The following is a 21,306-nucleotide window of genomic DNA, read 5'->3' on the forward strand; positions in this document are numbered from 1 at the left end:
GTTCCCCATTTGCAGTCGGCCGAATCGCGCTCCCATCACCCCTCGGTAAGCTGACGGCATGACAGGACAAGTACGCACCGTCGACGGCCGCGTGGCCGGTCGACGCGGTCAGGCGACGCGGCAGAAGCTGCTCGACTGCCTCAGCGAGATGCTCAGCTCCTCGCCGTACCGGGACGTCAAAGTCATCGACGTCGCCCGGAAGGCCGGGACTTCACCCGCGACTTTCTACCAGTACTTCCCCGATGTGGAGGGCGCCGTCCTCGAAATCGCCGAGGAAGTCGCCAAGGAGGGCGCCGGACTGACCGAACTGGTCGCCGGACGCTCCTGGATCGGCAAGGCCGGCTGGGCGACCTCCGAGCAACTCGTCGAGGGATTCCTCGACTTCTGGCGGCACAACGACGCGATCCTCCGGGTGATCGACCTCGGCGCGGCCGAGGGGGACAAACGGTTCTACAAGATCCGCATGAAGATCCTGAACTCGGTCACCAACTCCCTCACGGATTCCGTGAAGGAGCTCCAGAGCAAGGGCAAGGTCGACAAGGACGTCAGCCCCGCGGCGATGGCGGGCTCCCTGGTGGCGATGCTGGCCGCGGTCGCCTCGCACCAGAAGGGCTTCACCACCTGGGGTGTGAAGCAGGCCGAACTGCGGCCCAACCTGGCCCTGTTGGTCCACCTCGGCATCACCGGCAAGAAGCCGACGAAGTAGGCCGGGGCGCCGGAGGCCCACCGCCCCCGGATGTCCCGCGCCACCGGGCGGGCACCCGTTCGCCCGGACGCCCCACGTCCTGTCTCACCGACGGCGGTCCACCCACGCACCCCTGCGGGTGGTCCGCCGTCGGCGTTCCCGCAGGACCGGACCGGCTTCGGCACACCTCCCGGCGAGCGACTGCGGCCGCTACCGCCCGTACCGCCACTCCAGCCCCTACCGCCGCTCCAGCCGGAAGAGCCGGATCTGCCGCTCCACCCGTCGCTGGTACGCCGCGTACGGCGGCCAGAACGCCAGCGCGGCCTCCCACACCCGGGCCCGCTCCTCGCCCTCCAGCAGGGTCGCGCGCACCGGGATGTCCCGGCCACGCCAGTTGACGACGGCCTCGTCCGGGCGGGCCAGCAGATTCGCGGTCCAGGCCGGATGCCCCGTACGGCCGAAGTTGCTGCCGACCAGGATCCAGCCGCTCTCCGCCTCGCCCTCCGGCATGCAGGCCAGCGGGGTGGTCCTCGGCCGGCCCGTACGCGCCCCGGGCACCGTGAGGACGAGTCCCGGCAGCATCCGGGCGCTGAGCAGCACCCTGCCCCGAGTGAGCCGGTGCACGGACCGGTCCAGCACGGGGACCGCATGCGGGGCGATCCGCCCGAAGGCCCGGGTGGAGGAGACCTTCTGGATCAGGCGCGCGCCCCGGGCGCCGGTCATCGGACGCCCGCCCCGGGCGCTGCGGCGAGCGGCATCCGTGCGGGCGCGAAGAGGCCGGCCCGCTGCGCCGCGTGGTCGCGCAGCCGGTGGACCGGGCCGAACAGCAGCTCGTCGCCCGCCGCCCGTTTGAGGTAGCGGTGCGCCTCGTGCTCCCAGGTGAAGCCGATGCCGCCGTGCAGCTGGACGGCCTCGCCGGTGCTGATCCGGGCCGCCTCCAGGGCCTGGGCGAGTGCGAGCGGGCCGGCCTCCGGCTCCCGGGCGGCGTGGTACGCGGCGGAGCGGGCCGCCTCGACCCGTACGTACAGGTCGGCCAGGCGGTGCTTGACGGCCTGGAACGAGCCGACGGCCCTGCCGAACTGCTCGCGCGCCTTCACGTACTCCACGGTGCGCTCCAGGGCGCTCGCCGCCGTCCCGACCGCCTCGGCGGCGAGGATCGCGGCGGCGGCACGCCCGACGGCGGCGAGCGCGTCGGCCGTGTCGGCGGTGTCGTCCGCGCCGAGGAGCGTGGCGGGGGTGTCGCGGAGTTCGACGCGGGCCAGTGGGCGGGTCTCGTCGAGGGCGGTGAGCCGGGTACGCACCAGCCCGGCCGTGTCACGGGGAACCAGGAACAGGAGCGTACGGCTCCGCGGATAGCCCCCGGTGTGCGCGGCGACCAGCAGCAGCCCCGCGCTGTGGCCGTCCAGGACCCGCTCGGCCTCCCCGTAGAGCCGCCAGCCACCGCCGCCCTCGCCGTCACCGGCCCCGGGTCCGCGGGCCTGGATGCCGCCCGCCCGGCCGCCGCCCGCCCAGGCCCCGTCGCGGTTGTCGCCGGTGAGGCCGAGGGCGGTGGCGAGCGAGCCGCCGGGGACGGCGAGGGCGGCGGTCAGGACCCCCTCGGCAATCCGGGGCAGGAGGACGGCGCGCTGGTCCGGAGTGCCGAGGGCGGCGATCAGGGGTGCGGCGAGGGCGGCGGTGGCGAGCAGCGGTGAGGGCAGCAGCGCGCGCCCGGTCTCCTCGCAGGCGAGGGCCAGCTCGGTGGCCGTGCAGCCGGCCCCGCCGTACTCCTCCGCGAGTGCGAGGCCCGGCAGCCCTAGCTCCCGGGCGAGCCTGCGCCACAGGACCGGGTCGTAGCCCTCGTCGGTGCCCACGGCGGTGGGGATCGCGCCGGGTCCGGCGGCCCGGGCGAGCAGTTCGCGCAGGGTGCGGCGGATCTCGTGCTGTTCCGCGGTGAAGGCGGCGTCCATCTGCGGGCTCCTTCCACCCGGGGCCTGGCGGCTCCCGATCTGACGAGCCGTCATATTAGGTGCGGGGCAAGGGAATTCCCAGGGTCGCGCATACGCCGGGACCGAAGGAAGAGGTCGCGCGCACGAGGTTGCGGAGACCGATATCTGATGTACCGTCAGATTCATGCTGCCAGCCCAGGCCTCCTCCCCTCGTCCGCGCAGGGTCGCCGCCGTCGGCGTGGCGCTCGCGGACTGCGGCCGCGTCGACGACGCCACTCCGTACGCCCTGCACGCCCAGGCCGCCCGCCGCGCCCTCGCCGACTCCGGCCTCGACCGCTCGGTCGTCGACGGCTTCGCCTCCGCGGGGCTCGGGACGCTCGCCCCGGTGGAGGTCGCGGAGTATCTGGGGCTCCGGCCCACCTGGGTCGACTCCACGGCGGTGGGCGGCGCCACCTGGGAGGTGATGGCCGCGCACGCGGCGGACGCCATCGCCGCCGGCCGCGCCCGCGCCGTGCTCCTGGTGTACGGGTCGACGGCCCGGGCCGACATCAAGGCGGGTCGCCGTACGTCGAACCTGTCGTTCGGGGCGCGGGGGCCGGCGCAGTTCGAGGTGCCGTACGGGCACTCGCTGATCGCCAAGTACGCGATGGCCGCCCGCCGCCACATGCACGAGTACGGCACGACGCTGGAACAGCTCGCCGAGGTGGCGGTGACGGCGCGGGCGAACGCGGCGGCGAACCCGGAGGCGATGTTCCGGGAGCCGATCACGGTGGACGACGTGCTCTCCGGCCCGATGATCGCGGACCCGTTCACCAAGCTGCACTGCTGCATCCGCAGCGACGGCGGCTGCGCGGTGCTGCTGGCCGCCGAGGAGTACGTGCCCGACACGGCGAAGCACCCGGTGTGGATCCTGGGCACCGGCGAGCACGTCTCGCACTCCGCGATGTCCGAATGGGAGGACTTCACGGTCTCCCCCGCCGCCGTCTCCGGCCGACTGGCCTTCGAACGGGCCGGGGTGCGGCCCGCCGACATCGACCTGGCCGAGATCTACGACGCGTTCACGTACATGACGCTGGTGACGCTGGAGGACCTGGGCTTCTGCGCGAAGGGCGAGGGCGGCGCGTTCGTCGAGAAGGGCCGCACCGGGCTGCGTGGCGAGCTCCCGGTGAACACGGACGGCGGCGGCCTGTCCGCCTGCCACCCCGGGATGCGCGGGCTGTTCCTGCTGGTGGAGGCGGTACGACAACTGCGCGGCGAGGCCGGCGAACGCCAGGTCCACCGGCCGGGCGGCGGCCTGCCGGAGCTGGCGGTGGCCTCCGGGACGGGCGGCTGGTTCTGTACGTCGGGCACGGTGGTGCTGGGGCGCGGGTGAGCGGAGGGCCGGCAGAGGGTGGCCCCGGAGCGGCCCCGCAGTGATCCGGGCCCGGGGGTGATCCGGGCCGGGGGTGATCCGGGCCCGGCGGTCCCGGGGCGAGCCGCGAAATGGGCCTGGCGTGCGTGCCCGTCAGCGGGCCCGTACGGTCCAATGGCCTCCATGACCGACCACACCGCCGCGCCCGCCCAGCCCCCCTCCCCCGGCTTCCGCGACCTCCTGCACGCCCAGCGCGTCTGGGACGTCGAGCTGCCGGCCTTCGACCCGGCGGACGCCCCGCCCGACCCGGTCCTCCTCTTCCGCACCTGGTTCGCCGGGGCCGTCGCGGCAGGGCAGCCCGAGCCGCACGCGATGTCGCTGGCCACGGCCGACGCCGAAGGGCTGCCCGACGTGCGCACCCTGCTCCTGCACGGGGCCGACGAGCGGGGCTTCCACTTCGCCTCGCACGCCACCAGCGCCAAGGGCCACCAGCTCGCCGCCCGCCCGCACGCCGCGCTCGGCTTCTACTGGCCCGCGCAGGGGCGGCAGGTACGGATCCGGGGCCCCGTCCTGCGCTGCACGCCCGCCGAGAGCCACGCCGACCTGCACGCCCGGTCCACCGGGGCGCTCGCCGCCGCGCTGACCGGGGCGCAGAGCGAGGTCGTCGGCTCCGTGGCGGAGCTGCACCGGGCGGCGGACTCCGCCTGGGAGCGGGCCCGGGCGAAGCCGGACACGGAGGCCCCGACCTGGACCCGGTACGTGGTCGAGCCGGCCGAGGCCGAGTTCTTCCAGGGCGACGCCCGGCGACGCCACATCCGGCTGCGCTACCGCCGTACGGGAGGCGGCGACTGGACGCGCGAGCTGCTCTGGCCCTGAACGGAGCGGCTCCGGGCCGGAGCCGCCCCCGCCCCGACCGGTGTAGGCGGCACTTTTATCCGGTTCTCACCGTCAAGGGGCACTATGGGAGTCAGGTGAGAGGTGGGCCGTCAGGAGGCACCGATGCCACGATCCCGTTCGCGCTACGCCCCCGACCGGGGCCTGACCGGTCGCATGGTCACCACCATGTTCCTGATCGGTCTGCTCTACGTCGTCTTCGTGGGCGTGCTCCTCGCGGCCCTGCGGGGCTCCTGGCCGATCATCCTGATCATCACGGGCGGCATGTTCATCGCCCAGTTCTGGTTCAGCGACCGCATCGCCGCGTACGGCATGGGCGCCCGGGAGGTCACCCCCGAGCAGGCCCCCGAACTGCACGGCACCATCGACCGCATCTGCGCGCTGGCCGACATGCCGAAGCCCAAGGTGGCCATCGCCGAGAGCGACGTACCGAACGCGTTCGCCACCGGCCGCAGCGAGAAGACGGCACTGGTCTGCGCGACGACGGGCCTGCTGCGCCGGCTGGAGCCGGAGGAGCTGGAGGGCGTCCTCGCCCACGAGATGTCGCACGTCGCGCACCGGGACGTCGCCGTCATGACGATCGCCTCGTTCCTCGGCGTCCTGGCGGGCGTCATCACCCGGATCGCCCTGTGGGGCGGCTTCGCCCGCAGCCGGCCGGGCAACGACCCGGCGGGCATCCTGCTCCTCCTGATCCCGCTGATCAGCGCCGTCGTGTACGCAATCAGCTTCCTGCTCACCCGGCTGCTCTCCCGCTACCGCGAGCTGTCCGCCGACCGGGCCGCCGCCCTGCTCACCGGCCGGCCCTCCGCCCTCGCCTCCGCCCTGACGAAGGTCAGCGGGCAGATGGCCCGCATCCCGACCGAGGACCTGCGGAAGGCGGAGCCGTACAACGCCTTCTACTTCATGCCGGCGTTCTCCGCGAAGGAGAGCCTGGGCCGGCTGTTCTCCTCCCACCCGACGCTGGAACAGCGCCTCGACCAGCTGTCCCGGATCTCCACCGACCTGTCCCGCTGAACCGATCCCGAACCATAGAGCGTTGAAGGAGTTACGCCCGTGGGCCTGCTCGACGCGATCCTCGGCCGGAGCAAACCGGTCCGCCCCGACCTCGACCAGCTCTTCGCGGTGCCCTCCGCCGCTCTCACCCTCCAGGCCGCCGCCGGGTTCACGCCGACCGGCCTGGGCTCGGTCTGCTTCGCGGGCGTGGAGGGCGGCGGCTTCGCCCGGCTCCAGGAGGACGTGCGCGAACTGCTGGACGCGGACACCGACCGCGGCGGCATCCCGGTGGAGTTCAGCCGGGACGCGTACGGCTACACCTGGCTGCTCGCCCGCCACCCGGCCGACGACACGGCGGGGCTGGTCAACGACCTGCACGCGGTGAACACCCTGCTCCAGGACGGCGGATTCGGCCCGCATCTGCTCTGCTCGCTGATCGGCTTCCGGAACGCGGACGGGCGGGCGCTGGCGCTCGTCTACCTCTACAAACGCGGCACGTTCTATCCGTTCGCGCCGCTGCCCGGCGACGCCGAGAAGCGGGACAACCAGCTGGAGCTCCAGGTGCGGGGCGCGCTCCGGGACGACCTCCGGGTGGAGAAGGACCTGTCGCGGTGGTTCCCGGTGTGGGGCGCGCCGGGGCTGTGACCTGCGGGCGTCATGCGTCCAGCGTGATGCCGTGCGACGTGGGGCCCAGGCGCACCCGGTAGCGGCGGACGCCCCGGCTGCGGTGCTCCAGCTCGGCGGCGACCAGCACATCCGCCCGGTTCACCGCACCGGGCACGAGCTCCACCAGGGCGGCCACCGGGTGATCGCCGACCAGCGGCGCGCGGCGCAGCCGGCGGAACTCCCACTGCGGGTCCGGCTGGGACGCCCCGTGGCCGCGCACGATCCACTCCTCCCGGCCCGGGCCCGCCTCCGGCTGCCGCTCGACGCCCACGTCCACGATGCCGGTGCTGACCGTGAAGCTGAGCCCGGTGCCGGGGCCGGCCGGCGCGGGCCGGGTGCGTACGCCCGGGTCGATGAGCCGGGCGACGGGCCGTACGGCCGGGTCGGGGGTGCTGAGGGCGACGGCCAGCGAGGCGTGCCGGAACGCGCCCGGCGCCTGCGGGGTCTCCGGCCGGAAGGAGCACACCAGCAGCAGGTGGCGGTACGCGCGCCCGGGGGTGGCCTCGGCGTGCGCGAGCCAGTCGGCGGGGGCGCTCGCGTGACCGGCGGGCAGCAGGTCCCAGCCGAAGGTGAGACGGCCGCGCAGCGGTCCGTCGTCGGCCGGGGCGCCTAGCGTGCGCTCCGGCACGAGGGCGACGTCGTGCAGCTGGACCTCGGTCATGCGGTGGCTCCCTTGCTCCGGCCGAGCAGACAGGTGAACGCGCCCCAGTCACGGTATTGGGGGTAGCGGGCCCGGGTGGCGGTCTGTGCCGCGCGGAACGCCTGCTCGGGGGCGTCGGCGAGGTCGGCCCGCCGGTGCAGGCGCTGGAAGAAGTACGTGGCCGGTTCGGGGCGTACGGCCCACAGGCAGCCGACGACGGCCTGGACCCCGGCGGTGATCAGGGCGGCCGGGACGCCGCGCACGTTGTCCGCCCGGTCGAACCGGCCCAGCGCCGACTCGCACGCGGCGAGCGTGACCAGGCGGACGCCGCTCAGGTCGAGTTCGAGGAAGTCGTGGGCGAAGAGCCGGCCGTCGTCGTCCTCGTCGGGCGTGAAGTAGAGGCAGTGCAGCCAGGGTGCGTCCTGGTCCATCGTGCCGTGGACGGCGAGGTGGACCACGTCGGCGGTGGCTAGTTCGGCGAGCAGTCCGGCGCGGGTGGCGGCCGGGCCGGTCAGCGCGTGCGCGCCGACCGCGGCGGCGACCGTCCGGGCGTGCTCCTCCAGCGCGGGTTCGGCGGACAGACCGTAGGGGACGCCGCCGGAACCGGAGGCGAGGACCGCCGTGCGGCGCGGGCGTACGGGGCCGCCGGCGGGCAGGAGTGCTTCGAGGCCGGCGACGGTGACGACGGTCCAGTCGTCGGCGATCGTGCGGCCGCCCGCGGAGCAGAGCGCGACCGGCAGATAGTGCAGTGCGCCGTGCGGCCAGAGCAGGAGCCGGTCCTTGTCCCGGGCGCGCCACGCGGCCAGCTGGTCGCCGTCGGGGAGCGGCAGTTCGTGGCCCGTCAGCAGCCTGCGGCCCTCCGGTGTCACCTCGCCGAAGAGCGGGTCGCGTTCGACCTCCGTCCGGACCGCCTCGACCAGGTCGGCGACGGGGTGCCGGTCGGCGTACACCGCCGCGCCCTCCGGTCCGCCGTCGCCGTCGTCGCCATAGCCGTCGCCGTCGCCGTCGCCGTCGCCGAGCTGCACGGTGATCGTGCTGCCCTCGCGGGTGACGGCGAGGAGGACGGCCGCGCCGTTCACCGCGGTGGGCAGGAACCAGGTGAGCAGGACCGTGCGATCGTCCAGCAGTTCTCCGGTCCGCGCCCATACGTGCTCGTCGTCCACGAAGGCGGCCGAGCGGCTGCGCAGTTCGTCGTCGATGAACGAGGAGATGCGCCGGCGCAGGTTGCGGGCGAACTCCTCGCGGTCGTCGTCGACTTCGGCGCCTTCATCGCCTTCGCCGCCTGTGCCGCCTGTGCCGCCCGGACGGTGGTCACCGTCCAGGACGTCGAGCAGGTTCGTCGTCGCACCGCCGACGGCGGTCGGGCTCTCCAGCGCGCGGAGTTTCCCGATGTAGTTCTCGATGTGCGCGGGCCGGGTGATCGCGCCCTCGATCCGGCGCCACGCGCCCGCCTCCGGCCCCTTGCCCGCCTGGTGGAGTCCGAGCATCAGCGCCACCGGCATCGACTCGATCTCGACGGTCAGTTGCCACACGGCGGCGTGGACGAGGTCGCGCAGTACCTCGCCGAGTGCCGGGGCACCGCTGGTGTCGAAGTTCGGCAGGTCCACGATGATCGCGTACACGGCGTTCCTGAGGTCCTCGCCGCGCAGCCGCGGCAGGTCGTGGAGGACGGGCAGCAGACATGCCTGGGCCAGGTCCTGCTGGTTCAGCGAGGCGTAGGAGAGTGCCGCGTACGTGGAGTGGCCCCACGGGAACGGGACGGGGCCCGCCACCGGTTCGCCCTGCTCCACGGCCAGGCGGTGGAGGTCCGCCGTCAGCAGTCTGACGCCCGCGCCGTCGCCCGGCCGTGCCTGTCGCAGGAGGGCGGCGCCCAGCGCGGGCTGCCGCCGGTCGCGGGCGTGGGCGGCGGTGTGCAGCAGAGCGGCGGAGCGCTGGGGCGGGGTCCAGTCGGCCGGGAACGACTCCGGGAGGGGCCCGGGGCCGGGGCAGTCGGTGGGGTCGTCGGGCAGCGCGTGCAGCCGGGCCTCGATCTGCTGGCGGCGGTGCGCGGGGCCCGGGAGGAGGGGGGAGCGGTCGGCCCAGTCCAGCGCCGCGCGCAGCAGCGGCCGGTCGGCGCGTTCCCGGGCGAGGCTGATCCCCTGGTCCGCGGTCCGGGCGGCGACGGCCCCGCCGTGTGCGGCGAGGAAGGCGGGCACGTCCGAGCCGAACACGTTCTCGCGCACCACGTCGACGAAGGAGGCGGGCACGTCGTCCACCGCCCGGAGGAGGAAGACGGTCAGATCCGGCGGACCGGCGGCCCGCAAGTCGAGCAGGGCGTCGAACGCGGCCCGCACGGTCGCCCGGTCCACACCGCCGTGCTCCTCCTCGCCACCGCTCTCCTCCGCGACCACCTCCTGCTCGGCACCGCCGCCCTCCTCCACGGCCACCTGCGCCAGCGCGGCCAGGATCCGGGGGCGCAGCGCACTGCCCGGACCGTCCTCGCGGTCGTCCGACCCGACGGCCCGTAACAGCAGTTCGCGGGCCTCGTCCCGCAACCGCGCGTCGAACCGCAGCGGCCACGCTCCGCCGAACCACGGCCGGTACAGCGGCGACCGGTACAGATCCACAGCGAGCTGAGCGGCCCGTACGGTCCCTTCCGCCCCGGCGTAGGCATCGCCGCCCAGGTCCTCCGGCCCCCGGACCGCCAGCCGCAGCCGGGCCGCCGCCAGGAGCGCCGCCGCCAGGCCCGGAGCGCCGCCCGACGTACCGCCCGGGCTACCGCCCGAGGCGCCCTCCAGCCGCTCGATCAGACGGCCGGCCAGCTCGTCGGCGTCCTCGAAGACCGGGCGCTCGCACCGCTCCGCGAGGACCGGGGCCGCGCTCTCGACCGTACGCAGCGCAGCCTCCCGCCAGACCGCGTCCACCCCGCACTCCTCGGCGACCTCGGCCACCAACCGCCAGTACAGATAACGGAGTTCGGCCGGTCCTCCCCGGCTCCGGTCCGCCTCCGCGACCAGCAGCTCCAGCAGCGCCCCGGCGGTCGGCCAGTGGTCCTCCCCCAGGCTCCGCCGGGTCCGCTCCAGCTCGCGCGCCCGCCGCCCGGCCGCGTCGAGCGACAGCACCCGGTCCCGCACATGGAGCACCAGCTCCAGCAGGACGGAGACCGGGTCGAGGACGTGGGCGAAGGTGGGCGGCCCGGCGGTCCCGTCGCCGGGCGGGCCGAACCGTACCCGGCCGGCGCAGACCATCCCGTGCTGTGTCTCGTACGTCAGCACGGCGGCCATGTCGTCCGAGGACGGCAGCGCGTGGGACACCACCAGGACCAGCGATCCCGTGCCGGTCACCGACTCCAGCCAGCCGGGCGGCAGATCCAGGGCGAGGTCGTAGGCCAGCTGCAGGCCACCGGGGCCGAAGACGGAGACGACGCCCTCCGCGTCCCGGTGGACGCACCACCGCGCGTCCATGGGGCCCACGAGCGGCAACGCGTCCGGAGAGGTGAGCGTGGGCAGCCCGCGGACGTACGCCAGGGCGGCCAGGCTTCCGCCCGGCCCGGCCCCGGTGAACGGGCCGAGCCCGGCCTGCCCCACCGCGAGGCCGGCGTGCCGGACGCCGTCCACCTCCGCCAGGAACGCCCAGCCCGTGACATCCCCCGACCGCCGCACGCCGCCCCCTCGCACCCCTGGATCATGGCCCCGGCCACCCTTCCACACGAACCGGCGGCACACAGGCGGCTTCCGGCCATCGGCGGCCGGTGACCGGTCCCGGGCGACCGGTCGCCGAGGCGGGGCGGGCCCGTCAGGCTCCGGGCCGGAAGACCGCCACGGCCTCCCCGCCCACGCCCCCGCCCTCCTCCGCACCCCGGCGGAACGTGACCGTCAGCGCCATCCCGATCCGGAGGCCGGCGGCCGCGCACTCCACGATCTCCGTCATCATCCGGGGCCCCTCGGCGAGGTCGACGACGGCCGCCACGTACGGCACGCGCCCGCCGAAGGGCGGCAGGTCGTTGCGGTGGACGACGGACCAGGTGTGGAGCGTGGCGTTCCCGCTCGCGCGCTCCCAACCGACGTCCTCGCTCCAGCAGTACGGGCAGAACTCGCGCGGGTAGTGATGGGCCCGGCCGCACCCGGCGCAGCGGCGGATCAGCAGCCGTCCCTCCGCCGCCGCGTCCCAGTAGGGGCGGGTGAAGGCGTCCGGCTCCGGGAGGTCGAAGCGCGGGCCCGCCGCGGGCTCGCGCGTCACAGGAACAGCCCGAACGCCGCGTCCAGCGACCAGGTCTGCCAGGCCATGGCGAACAGGGCCACCAGCGAGATGAGCGCCATCATCGCGTTCTGCCCCTGCTCGGCCCAGTCGTGGATCATCAGGACCAGGTAGAGGAGGTTGAGGAGCAGGCCAGCAACGAGCGCGACCGGGGTCAGGAATCCGGTCACCAGGCCGAGCCCGAGGGCGAGTTCGGCATAGACCACGAGGTACGCCATCACCTTCGGGCGCGGCTCGACGACCCGCCGGAAGCCCGAACGCACCACGCCCCAGCGGTGCTTGCCCGCGACGTCCGCCGCCCAGGCGATGCCCGTACCGCGCTCGAACCAGCCTTTCCGGTCCTTGTGCCGCCAGCTCTCCAGCCACCACAGGCCGAGGCCTATCCGTAGGACGGCGAGCCATTCCGCGCCGCTGAGCCAGATCGTCTGCATCGGACAGCCTCCGGTCACCTCACACATCTGACGGTACGTCAGTTCAGCGGATGCGGGCCGCTCCGCGCAAGAGGGGCGCACCATCCGCACCCAGCCCGGCGCCGACGCGCCTCAGCGCCGCCGCCCCCGCCGCCACATACGCCGGGTCGCGGTGCAGCAGGACCAGCAACGCCCCGGTCGCCGCAACGGAGTCGAAGCCGACGATGCCGGGGCTGCCGCGACCGCCCCCGAGGTCACTCCACGGTCAACCCAAGCAAGGCCTCAAAAGGAACAATCGGTGCGAATGGTCGTCAAGTGCCGCACCACGACCCCCCGTGATCAATTCGCAATCGTTTTCCCTCTTGACCGAGACCCATCAACAGAGTGGGCGATTACGCTCCGAACCATGCCCAACAGCCCGTCCACCGCAGCCATTCACGACGCCGTCGCCCTCACCGACCGTACGGACGACCGTCCCGTCTACGTCATCGGCGGCGGCCCCGGAGGTCTCGCCACCGCTGCCGCGCTGCGCGCCCGGGGCGTACGGGCGGTGGTCCTGGAGAAGTCGGACCGGGTCGGCGCGTCCTGGCGCGGCCACTACGACCGGCTGCACCTGCACACGACCCGGCGCTGGTCGGCGCTGCCGGGGCTGAAGATGCCGCGCAGGTTTGGGCGCTGGGTGGGCCGGGACGACGTCGTGCGGTATCTGGAGAAGTACACCGAGCACCATGAGCTGGAGGTGGTGACCGGCGTCGAGGTGACCCGGATCGACCCGGCCCCCGACGGCTCCGGCGACTGGCGGCTCACCGCGACGGGCGGCCGGGTCCTGCGGGGCCGCGCGGTCGTCGTCGCCACCGGCTTCAACCACACCCCGCGCATCCCCGAGTGGCCGGGCCGCGACACGTTCACGGGCGAGCTGCTGCACGCGGCGCAGTACCGCAACCCGGCCCCGTACGCGGACCGGGACGTGCTGGTCGTCGGCATCGGCAACACGGGCGCGGAGATCGCGGCGGACCTGGCGGAGGGCGGAGCCTCCGCGGTGCGGATCGCGGTGCGCACCGCCCCGCACATCGTGCGCCGCTCGACGGCGGGCTGGCCGGCCCAGGCCACCGGCATCCTGGTCCGGCGGCTGCCGGTACCGCTCGTCGACCGCGCGGGGGCCGTGATGAGCCGGATCGCCGTGCCCGACCTGGCGGCCCAGGGACTCCCTCGCCCCGCCACCGGGCTCTACTCCCGGGTCCGCCAGGGCGCGATCCCGGTCCAGGACGTCGGCCTGATCGATGCGGTGAGGACCGGCCGGGTGACCCCCGTCGCCACGGTCGCCTCCTTCGACCGGGACACGGTGGTCCTGGCCGACGGCACCCGCCTCACCCCGGACACCGTCATCGCGGCCACCGGCTACGACCGCGCCCTGGAGCCGCTGCTCGGCCACCTGGACGTCCTGGACGGACGCGGCCGCCCGGTCGCCCACGGCGGCCGCTCGCCCGAGCGGGCCCCAGGGCTCTACTTCACCGGCTTCACCAACCCGATCAGCGGGATGCTCCGCGAACTGGCCCTGGACGCCGAGAAGATCGCCAAGCGGGTGGCCCGGACGCACCGCTGACGGGACGTCTCACGGAAGGCCGTGTCAGAGCTCCCTGGAATAGGGTGCGCCCCGTGAGCGGTGTCGCCCACGACACCCACCGGCAGGACGACGGCACGGTGGGGATCGGGCACTACCGTGCGCACGAGGACCCGACGCCGAGCCCGCTGCTGGTCGGCGACGGTCGGGCCGGTCTGGTGCAGGACCTTCTTCCGGGGAGTCGATGATGACCGTTCGCCGCGTCGTGCCCAACGTCCGTTCGGAGGCGATGGAGGAGAGCCGGGAGTTCTACGGCCTGCTCGGCTTCGAGGAGGTCATGAACCTCGGCTGGATCACGACCGTCGCCTCGCCGTCCCGTCCGCAGGAGCAGGTCAGCTTCATGACTCACGACCTGACCGCCCCGGTGGTGCCCGACATGAGCATCGAGGTGGACGACGTGGACGCGGCCTACGCGGCGGTGCGGGAGAGCGGTGCGGAGATCGTCCACCCGCTGCAGGACGAGGAGTGGGGCGTACGGAGGTTCTTCGTCCGGGACCCGAACGGCCGGGTGGTCAATGTGCTGGGCCACCGCTGAGCCGACGAAGGGAATACGGTCGCGGAGTCGGGTGACGCCCGTCACTCCTGCGGATGTCACATCCTCCGGGGCCGGTTCCGTCCTGTGTGTGCACCCACCGACGACAACAGAGGAGCACACCATGAAGGCCCGCATCGACGCCCTCGCCAGCCCGCTCACGGGAAAGCTCGTCAGGCATCTGGTTTCGGCGGCCAAGGTCGTCGAGGGCACGGCGCTGCCCGCGGCGACACAGGAGCTGGTGAAGATCCGCGCGAGCCAGATCAACGGCTGCGGCGGCTGCCTGGACATGCACACCAAGGAAGCCGCCGCGGCCGGTGAGACCTCGCTGCGGCTCAACCTGATCGCCGCCTGGCGGGAGGCCACCGTCTTCACCGACGCCGAGCGCGCCGCGCTGGATCTGACCGAACAGGGCACCCGGATCGCGGACGCGGCGGGCGGGGTCCCGGACGACGTCTGGGCGAACGCCGCCAAGCACTACGACGAGGAGCAGCTCATCGCCCTGACCTCGCTGATCAACGCCTTCAACCGGCTGAACGTGATCCTCCAGCAGCCGGCCGGGGGCTACCGGGTGGGGCAGCTCGGACACCACGCCTGAGGTCCTGATCCGCCGGACATGCCCTAGGCGCGGCCCACCGCCGTACGACGGGCGCCGCCCACGACGACCAGCGCGAGTGCGGTCAGGGCGGCGCCCGTCCACAGCACGCTGGTGGTGCCGATGCTGGGGGCGACGGTGGAGAAGTTCATGCGCTGAGGCGCCTGGACCGTGGTCATGCACCGACCGCAGGCGCGGAGGCGACCCGGCACAGGGTGCATTTCCGGGGCGGAATCATGGGTCGATCCACGGCCGGGGCGAGAATCGGCTGCCCTGGCCCCCGTCCGCCGCGGCCCGTCCCGGCCCATGGGTGACCGTCCGTCGTCCATAGGTGAACGTCCGCCACGCCCGCGACTCTGCCTAGGCTGGGCCTCATGGACGTGTTCGACGAGCTGTTGCGGGGCGTGCGGGGCAGGGGTGCGGTGTTCGGCCGTTCGGTGCTGTGCGCACCGTGGTCGCTGCGGTTCACGGACGGGGCGTATCTGACCCTGTGCCTGCCGTTGCGGGGTGCGGGGTGGATCGTGCCGGAGGGCGGCGAACCGCTGCGGGTGGAGGTCGGCGAGGCGGCGATCGTCCGGGGCCCGGCGCCGTTCGTCTTCACCGACGACCCGGTGGACGGCACGCGGCCGGGGCGGGCCGGCGGCGTACGGGAGGTGCGCTGGGGACAGGTCCGGGACGCCGGGGCCCCGCCGGACCGCGGCCCCGAATTCGACTGCCCCACCGTGCTGCTGGCCGCCACCTATGACGTGCAGGCGCAGGTTCCGCAGCGGCTGCTGCGGGCGCTTCCGCCGGCCCTCGTGGTCCCCGACGAGGAGGACTGCGGGCCGATGCGGGACTACCTGGAGGCGCAGATCGGCGTCGGCCGGCCGGGCGATCAGATCGTGCTCGACCGGCTGCTGGACTGGATGCTGGTGTGCACGCTGCGGGACTGGTTCGACCGGCCCGAGGCGGATCCGCCGGGGTGGTACGGGGCGCTCGGCGACGAGGTGGCGGGGCCGGCCCTGCGGGCGATGCACGAGGATCCGGCGTACCCCTGGACGACGGCGGAGCTGGCGAGCCGGGCGGGGGTGTCGCGGACGACGCTGGCGAAGCGGTTCACCGAGCTGGTCGGGGACGGCCCGGTGGCCTACCTCACCGAGTGGCGGATGACGCTGGCGGCGGACCTGCTGACCCGCCCGGAGCTGACGGTGGCGGCCGTGGCCCGGCGGGTCGGCTACGCGGACGCGTTCGGCTTCAGCGCGGCGTTCAAGCGGCTGCGCGGCCGGAGCCCGAGCGCGTTCCGGCAGGAGGCGTCGGCCGTCGACACGGTGGAGGCGGCCGCCCCGGCGGGGTGAGCCGCCCCGGCGGGCCTCCGGGGCGGGCGGCGGGCGGGCCCCCGGGTCCCTCAGCCCCACACCCCCTGCGCCGCCGCGTCCCGGACGAAGTCGGCGAAGTCGCGCGGCTCCCGGCCGAGCGCCCGGCGCACCCCGTCCAGGACAGGCGCCTCCCGGCTCGTGGTGATCGGCTCCAGCGCGTCGGTCCAGAGGTCGGCCTCCTGGTCCGTGAAGCCCTGGTCGGCGAGGAGCCCGGCCCGGAAGACGGACGCCTCGACGGGGAGGTACGCGGAGCGCTTCCCGGTCTCCTTCGCGATCTCGTCCAGGACGTCGGCGATGCCGAGGGCGCGCGGGCCCGAGAGTCCGTACTCCTCGCCCGCGTGGCCGTCCTCGGTGAGCGCGGCGACGGCCACGTCCGCGATGTCGTCGGCGTCGATGAACGCGGCCTTCCCGTCCCGGGTGGGCAGCGCCAGTTCCCCGGCGCGTACGCCGTCGAGGAAGACGCCCTCGCTGAAGTTCTGGGCGAACCAGCCCGGCCGCAGGATCGTCCACTCCACCCCACAGGCGCGCACCGCCCGCTCGCCCTCGCCGTGCGGTCCGCCGTCCTCGTAGGCGGGGCCGAAGTAGCCGGGCACCTCCGTGCCCCGGGCCGAGAGGAGCACCAGCCGCCGCACCCCGCTCGCGACGGCCTGTTCGACGAAGGCGGGCGTCGGGGAGGGGGAGACGTCGAGCGGGACGATGTAGACGGCGGCGACGCCGTCCAGGGCGGCCTGCCAGGTGGTGGGGTCCGCCCAGTCGAACGGGGTGTCTCCGGACCGGGAGGCCGCCCGGGTCTCCACTCCCAGCTCACGGAGGCGGGTCACCACCCGGCGGCCGGTCTTGCCGGTGCCGCCGGTCACCAGTACGGGGCCCTGCACGGAGGTCGTTGCTGCGGTCGCGTCTGTCTGCGTCATGGAACCAGCCTCACGCGGCGGGGCGGCCCGCGCCCATGGCCCAGCGTCCGGGAGGGATGTCCGAGCGTCCGCCACCGGCCGGGGGACGGGGAGCGGACACGGCCGAGGCCCGGATCCTCGTGGATCCGGGCCTCGGTCGCGTACTTCTTCAGTAGCGGGGACAGGATTTGAACCTGCGACCTCTGGGTTATGAGCCCAGCGAGCTACCGAGCTGCTCCACCCCGCGTCGGTGAACACCACCTTACGCCACGGAATAGCCCCGCGTGACCATGTGAGCCTTTGCCTGCACACCCATTCCTGACGCAGCGTCAGTTCAGTAACCTGACAGGGTGTCAGCTAACCGGCCGACCCCGCCCGTTCACCGGCGGGCCATCGAGCAGGAGTGGGCGGAACGATGCTTGGATCGACTCACGGCACCCTCACCACCGGCTTCCGCGCCCGGGTGGTGGCCTGCGGCGAGGAGCCGCACGCCGCCGCCGTCAGCCTGCCGACGGCCTCGGCCCCGGGCGGCCTCGACGTCAGCGGGCGACCGCTGCACCTGACCGTGCCCGACCTGGACCGCTTCTTCCGGCCCCGGTCGGTGGCCGTCGTCGGCGCCTCCGACGCCGAGGGCCGCCCGAACACCGGCATCACCCGGCAGCTCGTCGACTGGGCCGGACGGGTCGGGGCCCGGCTGCACCCGGTGCACCCGACCCGGCGGACCGTGTTCGGCCGCGACTGCTTCGCCTCGGTCGCCACGATCCCCGAGCCGGTCGACCTCGCGGTCCTCCTCGTCGCGGACCCGCTCCCGGTGATCGAGGAGCTCGGCGAGGCCAAGGTGCCCTTCGCCGTCGCCTTCGCCTCCGGGTTCGCCGAGACCGGGGAGGCGGGCGCGGCCGCCCAGGCCCGGCTGGCGGCGGCCGTGGAACGCTCCGGGCTGCGGCTGCTCGGACCGAACACCAACCTGAACGCCTTCGAGCGGTTCCGGGACGACCTGGCGGGCCCCGCCATCGCCCTGATCACCCAGTCCGGGCACCAGGGCCGCCCGCTCCACGCCCTCCAGGAGCTGGGCATCCGGCTCTCGCACTGGGCCCCGACGGGCAACGAGGCCGATCTGGAGACCGCGGACTTCCTCGCGTACTTCGCCCAGCTCCCCGAGGTCGGGGCCATCGCCTGTTACGTCGAGGGGCTCAAGGACGGCCGCTCCTTCCTGCTCGCCGCCGACCGGGCCGCCCGCGCCAGGGTGCCGGTCGTCGCCGTGAAGGTGGGCCGTACCGAGGCCGGGGCCAGGACCGCCGCCTCGCACACCGGCAAGCTGACCGGGGCGGACCAGGTGGTGGACGCGGCGATGCGGCAGTTCGGAGTGATCCGGGTGGACGGCCTGGACGAGCTCCAGGACACCGCCGCCCTGCTGGCCCGGGCCCGCCCGCCGAAGGCCGACGGAGTGGCCGTCTACTCCATCTCCGGCGGCACCGGCGCGCACTTCGCGGACCTGGCGACGGCGGCGGGCCTCACCCTGCCCACGCTCTCCCCCGCCAAGCAGGACGAGCTGCACACCTGGATACCGGAGTACCTGACCGTCGCCAACCCCATCGACAACGGCGGCCATCCGGTCGGCGACTGGCGCGGCCGGAAGATCATCGACGCGATCCTCGCCGATCCGTCCGTCGGGGTGCTGATCTGCCCGATCACCGGCCCCTTCCCGCCGATGAGCGACCGCCTCGCCCAGGACCTGGCGGACGCGGCGGAGGCCACCGACAAGCTGGTCTGCGTGGTCTGGGGCTCCCCCGTCGGCACCGAGGACGCCTACCGGACCACCCTGCTGGGCTCCTCGCGGCTCGCCACGTTCCGTACCGCCCGCAACTGCGTCACCGCCGTGAAGGCCTATCTGGACCACCACCGCTTCACCGACCGCTACCGCTCCCCCTTCGAGGACGCCCCGCGCACCCCGTCGCCCTCCTTCCGCAAGGCGCAGGGCCTGCTGCGGCCGGGGCAGCAGCTCAGCGAGCACGCGGCGAAGCAGCTGCTGCGCGCGTACGGGATCCGGGTGCCGCGCGAGCAGTTGGTGACCAGCGCGGCGGCGGCGGTCCGGGCGGCGGGCCCGGTCGGCTACCCGGTGGTGATGAAGGCGTCCGGCCCCCGGCTCGCCCACAAGACCGAGCTGGGCCTGGTGAAGGTCGGCCTCACCTCGGCCAGCCAGGTCCGCGACGCCTACCGCGAGCTGACCGACATCGCCCGGTACGAGTCGGTGGACCTGGACGGCGTCCTGGTCTGCCAGATGATCGACCGGGGCGTCGAGATGATGGTCGGAGTCACCCACGACGCCCTGTTCGGCCCGACGGTCACGGTTGGGCTCGGCGGGGTCCTGGTGGAGGTGCTGCACGACGCGGCGGTGCGGGTACCGCCGTTCGGCGAGCAGCAGGCCCGGGACATGCTGGGCGAACTCCGCGGCCGGGCCCTGCTGGAGGGGGTGCGGGGCGGACGACCGGTCGATGTGGACGCGCTCGTCGAAGTGGTGCTGCGGGTGCAGCGCATGGCCCTGGAGCTGGGCGACGACCTGACCGAGCTGGACATCAACCCGCTGGTGGTGCTGGGCCGCGGACAGGGTGCGGTGGCCCTGGACGCGCTGGCGGTGTGCCGGTGAGCGGGGAGGCGGCGGAGGCCGCCCCCCGGGACGCCACCGTCCTGCACTCCCTCGACGGCGGCGTCTCCTGGATCACCCTCAACCGGCCCGAGGCCATGAACGCCGTCACCTGGGACCAGCGCGAGCGGATCATCGCCCTCCTCGCCGACGCCTCCGCCGACCCCGGCGTACGGGCCGTGGTGCTCACCGCCACCGGCCGGGGCTTCTGCGCGGGCGCCGATCTGCGCGGCGCCCCGGCCCCCGCACGCGAACGGGTCCCGGGCGATGTGGCCCGGACGATCCGGCTCGGCGCGCAGGGGCTGATCGCCGCCGTACTGGACTGCGAGAAGCCGGTGATCGCCGCCGTCAACGGGACGGCGGCCGGCATCGGCGCGCATCTGGCGTTCGCCTGCGATCTGGTCCTGGCGGCCGACACGGCGACGTTCATCGAGGTCTTCGTACGCCGGGGGCTCGTCCCGGACGGCGGCGGCGCGTATCTGCTGCCCCGGCTGGTGGGCCCGCAGCGCGCCAAGGAGCTGATGTTCTTCGGCGACGCCCTCACGGCGGCGGACGCGGAGCGGCTGGGCCTGGTCAACCGCACGGTGCCGGGCGGGGAGCTGGAGGCGCTGGCCAAGGAGTGGGCCGGCCGGCTGGCCGCCGGACCCACCCGGGCCCTGGCCCTGACCAAGCAGTTGGTGAACGCCTCACTGGACGGCGACCGGGCCACGGCGTTCGCGGCGGAGGCGGCGGCCCAGGAGATCAACATGACCACGCGCGACGCGAACGAGGGCGTGGCGTCCTTCGTCGAGCGCCGGTCGCCGGAGTACCGGGGGTGCTGACCGGAGTACTGGAGACACTGATCGCGGCACCGGGGCACCGGCCGCTGCGCCGAACCTCAGGCTGCCACCGGCGGGTTGAACCGATGGAACCCGGGGGCCGACCAGCGCAGCGGGGAGGCGGCGGCGATCTCCCGTACGGCGGTGACCTCGAACTCCACGAGCCGCTCCGCCCCCGGCACCCGCGCCACCGCGTCCGCGTCCCAGACCGTGCGGGCGCGACCGGTCAGATGGAGGGCGGCCCCGGTGTCCCAGCCGGGCACGAGGAGCCCGGCGGCCGGGTTGAGTTCGAGGTTGCCCAGGGTCAGGAACATGCCGTTGCCCGCGTAGTCGGGCCAGCGCAGCAGCCGGTCCGAGACCACCTGGACGAAGCCCGGGTTGCCGCCCCGGTGCGAGGCGTCGGCGTCGCCCCGGTCGGACGCGGTGGCGACGAAGAAGGTGTCGGCGGCCCGCACCGCGTCCTGCTGCGCGGGGCTCAGGGCGTCGCCGTCCGTGACCGTGTGCCGCTGCCCGCGCTCCTCGCCCGGTGCGACGCGGTGGTGGTGGTGGCGCTCCTGTATGTACTTGGGGCAGTTGGCGACGGCCTGGTCGAGTTCGACCCGGAGCCCGTCGCCGGCGCGGACCGCCCGGCCGTTCATCCGCATCCGGCGGCGGGTGGCCGGTTCGATGGCGATCATGCCGATCCGGGCCGGGGCGGCACCGCCCGCACCGGCGCCGGACAGCAGGCCGGCCAGCGGATCGCCGGGCCGGGGCAGGGCCCCGACGACCAGGGTGTCCGGCGCGGGAACGCTCAGGAACCCCGGTTCGCCGGTGAGCTGGGCCGCCCAGATCCGCCCCCGCTCGTCCGCGCCGCCCACCACCAGGAAGGGCTGCCGGCCGAGGAAGTCCGCCGCGATCCCGGGGATGTCGGAACGGATGGCCCGCTCCGCACTCGCCGCCCGCCGGGCGAGCCCCGCCCGCTCCTGCACGGCGATCTCACCCCGGTGATATCCGCTCATGACCCGCACCTGGCCTTTCCGCCGCGTGACTGCCCGACCGCCTGATCGCCTGATCG

General features: G+C 74.3%; 21 protein-coding genes and 1 tRNA gene. 12 read left to right on the forward strand and 10 right to left on the reverse strand.

The features are described from left to right. The first annotated feature begins 58 nt into the window (after window positions 1–58). Complete coding sequence (locus tag AC0VY3_RS31995) at window positions 59–706, forward strand: TetR family transcriptional regulator (RefSeq protein WP_103507184.1); 648 nt, start codon at window positions 59–61, stop codon at window positions 704–706. 216 nt (window positions 707–922) lie between these two features. Here AC0VY3_RS31995 and AC0VY3_RS32000 read toward each other — a convergent pair whose 3' ends face one another. Together AC0VY3_RS32000 and AC0VY3_RS32005 are read right to left on the reverse strand one after the other, a co-directional pair. Further along, window positions 923–1,408, reverse strand: coding sequence for a nitroreductase/quinone reductase family protein (locus AC0VY3_RS32000; protein ID WP_475551185.1), 486 nt, complete (start codon window positions 1,406–1,408; stop codon window positions 923–925). Further along, window positions 1,405–2,631: an acyl-CoA dehydrogenase family protein gene (locus tag AC0VY3_RS32005; protein WP_475551186.1), complete on the reverse strand. Its 1,227-nt coding sequence runs from the start codon at window positions 2,629–2,631 to the stop codon at window positions 1,405–1,407. The genes AC0VY3_RS32000 and AC0VY3_RS32005 overlap by 4 nt, the downstream gene beginning before the upstream one ends. A gap of 163 nt (window positions 2,632–2,794) precedes the next feature. Between AC0VY3_RS32005 and AC0VY3_RS32010 the strand changes: the two genes are divergently transcribed. The 4 genes from AC0VY3_RS32010 (at window position 2,795) to pspAB (ending at window position 6,493) form a co-directional block, all read left to right on the forward strand. After that, window positions 2,795–3,982: a thiolase C-terminal domain-containing protein gene (locus tag AC0VY3_RS32010; RefSeq protein ID WP_475551187.1), complete on the forward strand. Its 1,188-nt coding sequence runs from the start codon at window positions 2,795–2,797 to the stop codon at window positions 3,980–3,982. Window positions 3,983–4,144: 162 nt separating this feature from the next. Further along, window positions 4,145–4,837, forward strand: coding sequence for a pyridoxine/pyridoxamine 5'-phosphate oxidase (locus tag AC0VY3_RS32015; protein ID WP_475551188.1), 693 nt, complete (start codon window positions 4,145–4,147; stop codon window positions 4,835–4,837). A 123-nt stretch (window positions 4,838–4,960) separates the two neighbouring features. After that, window positions 4,961–5,869, forward strand: a complete 909-nt coding sequence (gene htpX / locus AC0VY3_RS32020; protein WP_103507776.1) for a zinc metalloprotease HtpX — start codon at window positions 4,961–4,963, stop codon at window positions 5,867–5,869. Between the two features lie 39 nt (window positions 5,870–5,908). Beyond that, window positions 5,909–6,493, forward strand: a complete 585-nt coding sequence (pspAB, locus tag AC0VY3_RS32025; protein WP_475551189.1) for a PspA-associated protein PspAB — start codon at window positions 5,909–5,911, stop codon at window positions 6,491–6,493. A 10-nt stretch (window positions 6,494–6,503) separates the two neighbouring features. Here the strand turns inward: pspAB and AC0VY3_RS32030 are convergent, their stop codons facing one another. From AC0VY3_RS32030 to AC0VY3_RS32045, 4 genes are all read right to left on the reverse strand, one after another. After that, window positions 6,504–7,175, reverse strand: a complete 672-nt coding sequence (locus AC0VY3_RS32030; RefSeq protein WP_475551190.1) for a hypothetical protein — start codon at window positions 7,173–7,175, stop codon at window positions 6,504–6,506. Beyond that, a complete protein-coding gene (locus AC0VY3_RS32035) occupies window positions 7,172–10,795 on the reverse strand; it encodes a CHAT domain-containing protein (protein ID WP_475551191.1) in 3,624 nt (1,207 codons plus the stop codon). Before AC0VY3_RS32035 ends, AC0VY3_RS32030 begins: the two co-directional genes overlap by 4 nt. 133 nt (window positions 10,796–10,928) lie before the next feature. Then, complete coding sequence (locus AC0VY3_RS32040) at window positions 10,929–11,372, reverse strand: Zn-ribbon domain-containing OB-fold protein (protein WP_103507772.1); 444 nt, start codon at window positions 11,370–11,372, stop codon at window positions 10,929–10,931. Continuing rightward, window positions 11,369–11,821, reverse strand: coding sequence for a DoxX family protein (locus tag AC0VY3_RS32045; protein WP_376185690.1), 453 nt, complete (start codon window positions 11,819–11,821; stop codon window positions 11,369–11,371). Before AC0VY3_RS32045 ends, AC0VY3_RS32040 begins: the two co-directional genes overlap by 4 nt. A gap of 385 nt (window positions 11,822–12,206) precedes the next feature. Between AC0VY3_RS32045 and AC0VY3_RS32050 the strand changes: the two genes are divergently transcribed. The 4 genes from AC0VY3_RS32050 (at window position 12,207) to AC0VY3_RS32065 (ending at window position 14,551) form a co-directional block, all read left to right on the forward strand. Continuing rightward, entirely contained in the window at window positions 12,207–13,403 is a 1,197-nt protein-coding gene (locus AC0VY3_RS32050; RefSeq protein ID WP_103507770.1) for a flavin-containing monooxygenase, read from the forward strand. Between the two features lie 53 nt (window positions 13,404–13,456). Then, complete coding sequence (locus AC0VY3_RS32055; protein ID WP_181010745.1) at window positions 13,457–13,609, forward strand: hypothetical protein; 153 nt, start codon at window positions 13,457–13,459, stop codon at window positions 13,607–13,609. Then, window positions 13,609–13,956 carry a VOC family protein gene (locus AC0VY3_RS32060; RefSeq protein ID WP_103507769.1) on the forward strand — a complete coding sequence of 116 codons (348 nt, stop codon included), beginning with the start codon at window positions 13,609–13,611 and terminating at the stop codon, window positions 13,954–13,956. The genes AC0VY3_RS32055 and AC0VY3_RS32060 overlap by 1 nt, the downstream gene beginning before the upstream one ends. Window positions 13,957–14,077: 121 nt before the next feature. After that, window positions 14,078–14,551: a carboxymuconolactone decarboxylase family protein gene (locus tag AC0VY3_RS32065; protein ID WP_475551192.1), complete on the forward strand. Its 474-nt coding sequence runs from the start codon at window positions 14,078–14,080 to the stop codon at window positions 14,549–14,551. Between the two features lie 23 nt (window positions 14,552–14,574). Here the strand turns inward: AC0VY3_RS32065 and AC0VY3_RS32070 are convergent, their stop codons facing one another. Then, window positions 14,575–14,727, reverse strand: coding sequence for a hypothetical protein (locus AC0VY3_RS32070; RefSeq protein WP_475551193.1), 153 nt, complete (start codon window positions 14,725–14,727; stop codon window positions 14,575–14,577). A gap of 195 nt (window positions 14,728–14,922) precedes the next feature. On the opposite strand from AC0VY3_RS32070, the gene AC0VY3_RS32075 reads away from it, so the two are divergent. Beyond that, window positions 14,923–15,882, forward strand: coding sequence for an AraC family transcriptional regulator (locus AC0VY3_RS32075; protein ID WP_242741639.1), 960 nt, complete (start codon window positions 14,923–14,925; stop codon window positions 15,880–15,882). 50 nt (window positions 15,883–15,932) lie between these two features. On the opposite strand, the gene AC0VY3_RS32080 is transcribed toward AC0VY3_RS32075, so the two are convergent. Both AC0VY3_RS32080 and AC0VY3_RS32085 read right to left on the reverse strand, forming a co-directional pair. Further along, window positions 15,933–16,814 (reverse strand): NAD(P)H-binding protein, encoded by an 882-nt coding sequence (locus tag AC0VY3_RS32080; RefSeq protein ID WP_475551194.1) that lies wholly within the window; start codon window positions 16,812–16,814, stop codon window positions 15,933–15,935. A 152-nt stretch (window positions 16,815–16,966) separates the two neighbouring features. Next, window positions 16,967–17,040 (reverse strand) — tRNA-Met (locus tag AC0VY3_RS32085). 168 nt (window positions 17,041–17,208) lie between these two features. On the opposite strand from AC0VY3_RS32085, the gene AC0VY3_RS32090 reads away from it, so the two are divergent. Further along, window positions 17,209–19,437: an acetate--CoA ligase family protein gene (locus AC0VY3_RS32090; protein WP_475551195.1), complete on the forward strand. Its 2,229-nt coding sequence runs from the start codon at window positions 17,209–17,211 to the stop codon at window positions 19,435–19,437. Beyond that, window positions 19,428–20,255, forward strand: a complete 828-nt coding sequence (locus AC0VY3_RS32095; protein ID WP_475551196.1) for an enoyl-CoA hydratase/isomerase family protein — start codon at window positions 19,428–19,430, stop codon at window positions 20,253–20,255. Before AC0VY3_RS32090 ends, AC0VY3_RS32095 begins: the two co-directional genes overlap by 10 nt. 56 nt (window positions 20,256–20,311) lie before the next feature. Here the strand turns inward: AC0VY3_RS32095 and AC0VY3_RS32100 are convergent, their stop codons facing one another. Next, entirely contained in the window at window positions 20,312–21,250 is a 939-nt protein-coding gene (locus AC0VY3_RS32100) for a pyridoxamine 5'-phosphate oxidase family protein (RefSeq protein WP_103512122.1), read from the reverse strand. Window positions 21,251–21,306: the final 56 nt, after the last annotated feature.

The sequence above is a fragment of the Streptomyces sp. iso_384 genome, assembly GCF_056172905.1.

Excerpts from the sequence above, each read along its gene's own strand:
- AC0VY3_RS31995 (WP_103507184.1), top strand. The coding sequence starts at position 59 with ATGACAGGACAAGTACGCACCGTCGACGGCCGCGTGGCCGGTCGACGC.
- AC0VY3_RS32000 (WP_475551185.1), bottom strand. The coding sequence starts at position 1,408 with ATGACCGGCGCCCGGGGCGCGCGCCTGATCCAGAAGGTCTCCTCCACC.
- AC0VY3_RS32005 (WP_475551186.1), bottom strand. The coding sequence starts at position 2,631 with ATGGACGCCGCCTTCACCGCGGAACAGCACGAGATCCGCCGCACCCTG.
- AC0VY3_RS32010 (WP_475551187.1), top strand. The coding sequence starts at position 2,795 with ATGCTGCCAGCCCAGGCCTCCTCCCCTCGTCCGCGCAGGGTCGCCGCC.
- AC0VY3_RS32015 (WP_475551188.1), top strand. The coding sequence starts at position 4,145 with ATGACCGACCACACCGCCGCGCCCGCCCAGCCCCCCTCCCCCGGCTTC.
- htpX (WP_103507776.1), top strand. The coding sequence starts at position 4,961 with ATGCCACGATCCCGTTCGCGCTACGCCCCCGACCGGGGCCTGACCGGT.
- AC0VY3_RS32030 (WP_475551190.1), bottom strand. The coding sequence starts at position 7,175 with ATGACCGAGGTCCAGCTGCACGACGTCGCCCTCGTGCCGGAGCGCACG.
- AC0VY3_RS32045 (WP_376185690.1), bottom strand. The coding sequence starts at position 11,821 with ATGCAGACGATCTGGCTCAGCGGCGCGGAATGGCTCGCCGTCCTACGG.
- AC0VY3_RS32050 (WP_103507770.1), top strand. The coding sequence starts at position 12,207 with ATGCCCAACAGCCCGTCCACCGCAGCCATTCACGACGCCGTCGCCCTC.
- AC0VY3_RS32060 (WP_103507769.1), top strand. The coding sequence starts at position 13,609 with ATGACCGTTCGCCGCGTCGTGCCCAACGTCCGTTCGGAGGCGATGGAG.
- AC0VY3_RS32065 (WP_475551192.1), top strand. The coding sequence starts at position 14,078 with ATGAAGGCCCGCATCGACGCCCTCGCCAGCCCGCTCACGGGAAAGCTC.
- AC0VY3_RS32070 (WP_475551193.1), bottom strand. The coding sequence starts at position 14,727 with ATGACCACGGTCCAGGCGCCTCAGCGCATGAACTTCTCCACCGTCGCC.
- AC0VY3_RS32075 (WP_242741639.1), top strand. The coding sequence starts at position 14,923 with ATGGACGTGTTCGACGAGCTGTTGCGGGGCGTGCGGGGCAGGGGTGCG.
- AC0VY3_RS32080 (WP_475551194.1), bottom strand. The coding sequence starts at position 16,814 with ATGACGCAGACAGACGCGACCGCAGCAACGACCTCCGTGCAGGGCCCC.
- AC0VY3_RS32090 (WP_475551195.1), top strand. The coding sequence starts at position 17,209 with ATGCTTGGATCGACTCACGGCACCCTCACCACCGGCTTCCGCGCCCGG.
- AC0VY3_RS32100 (WP_103512122.1), bottom strand. The coding sequence starts at position 21,250 with ATGAGCGGATATCACCGGGGTGAGATCGCCGTGCAGGAGCGGGCGGGG.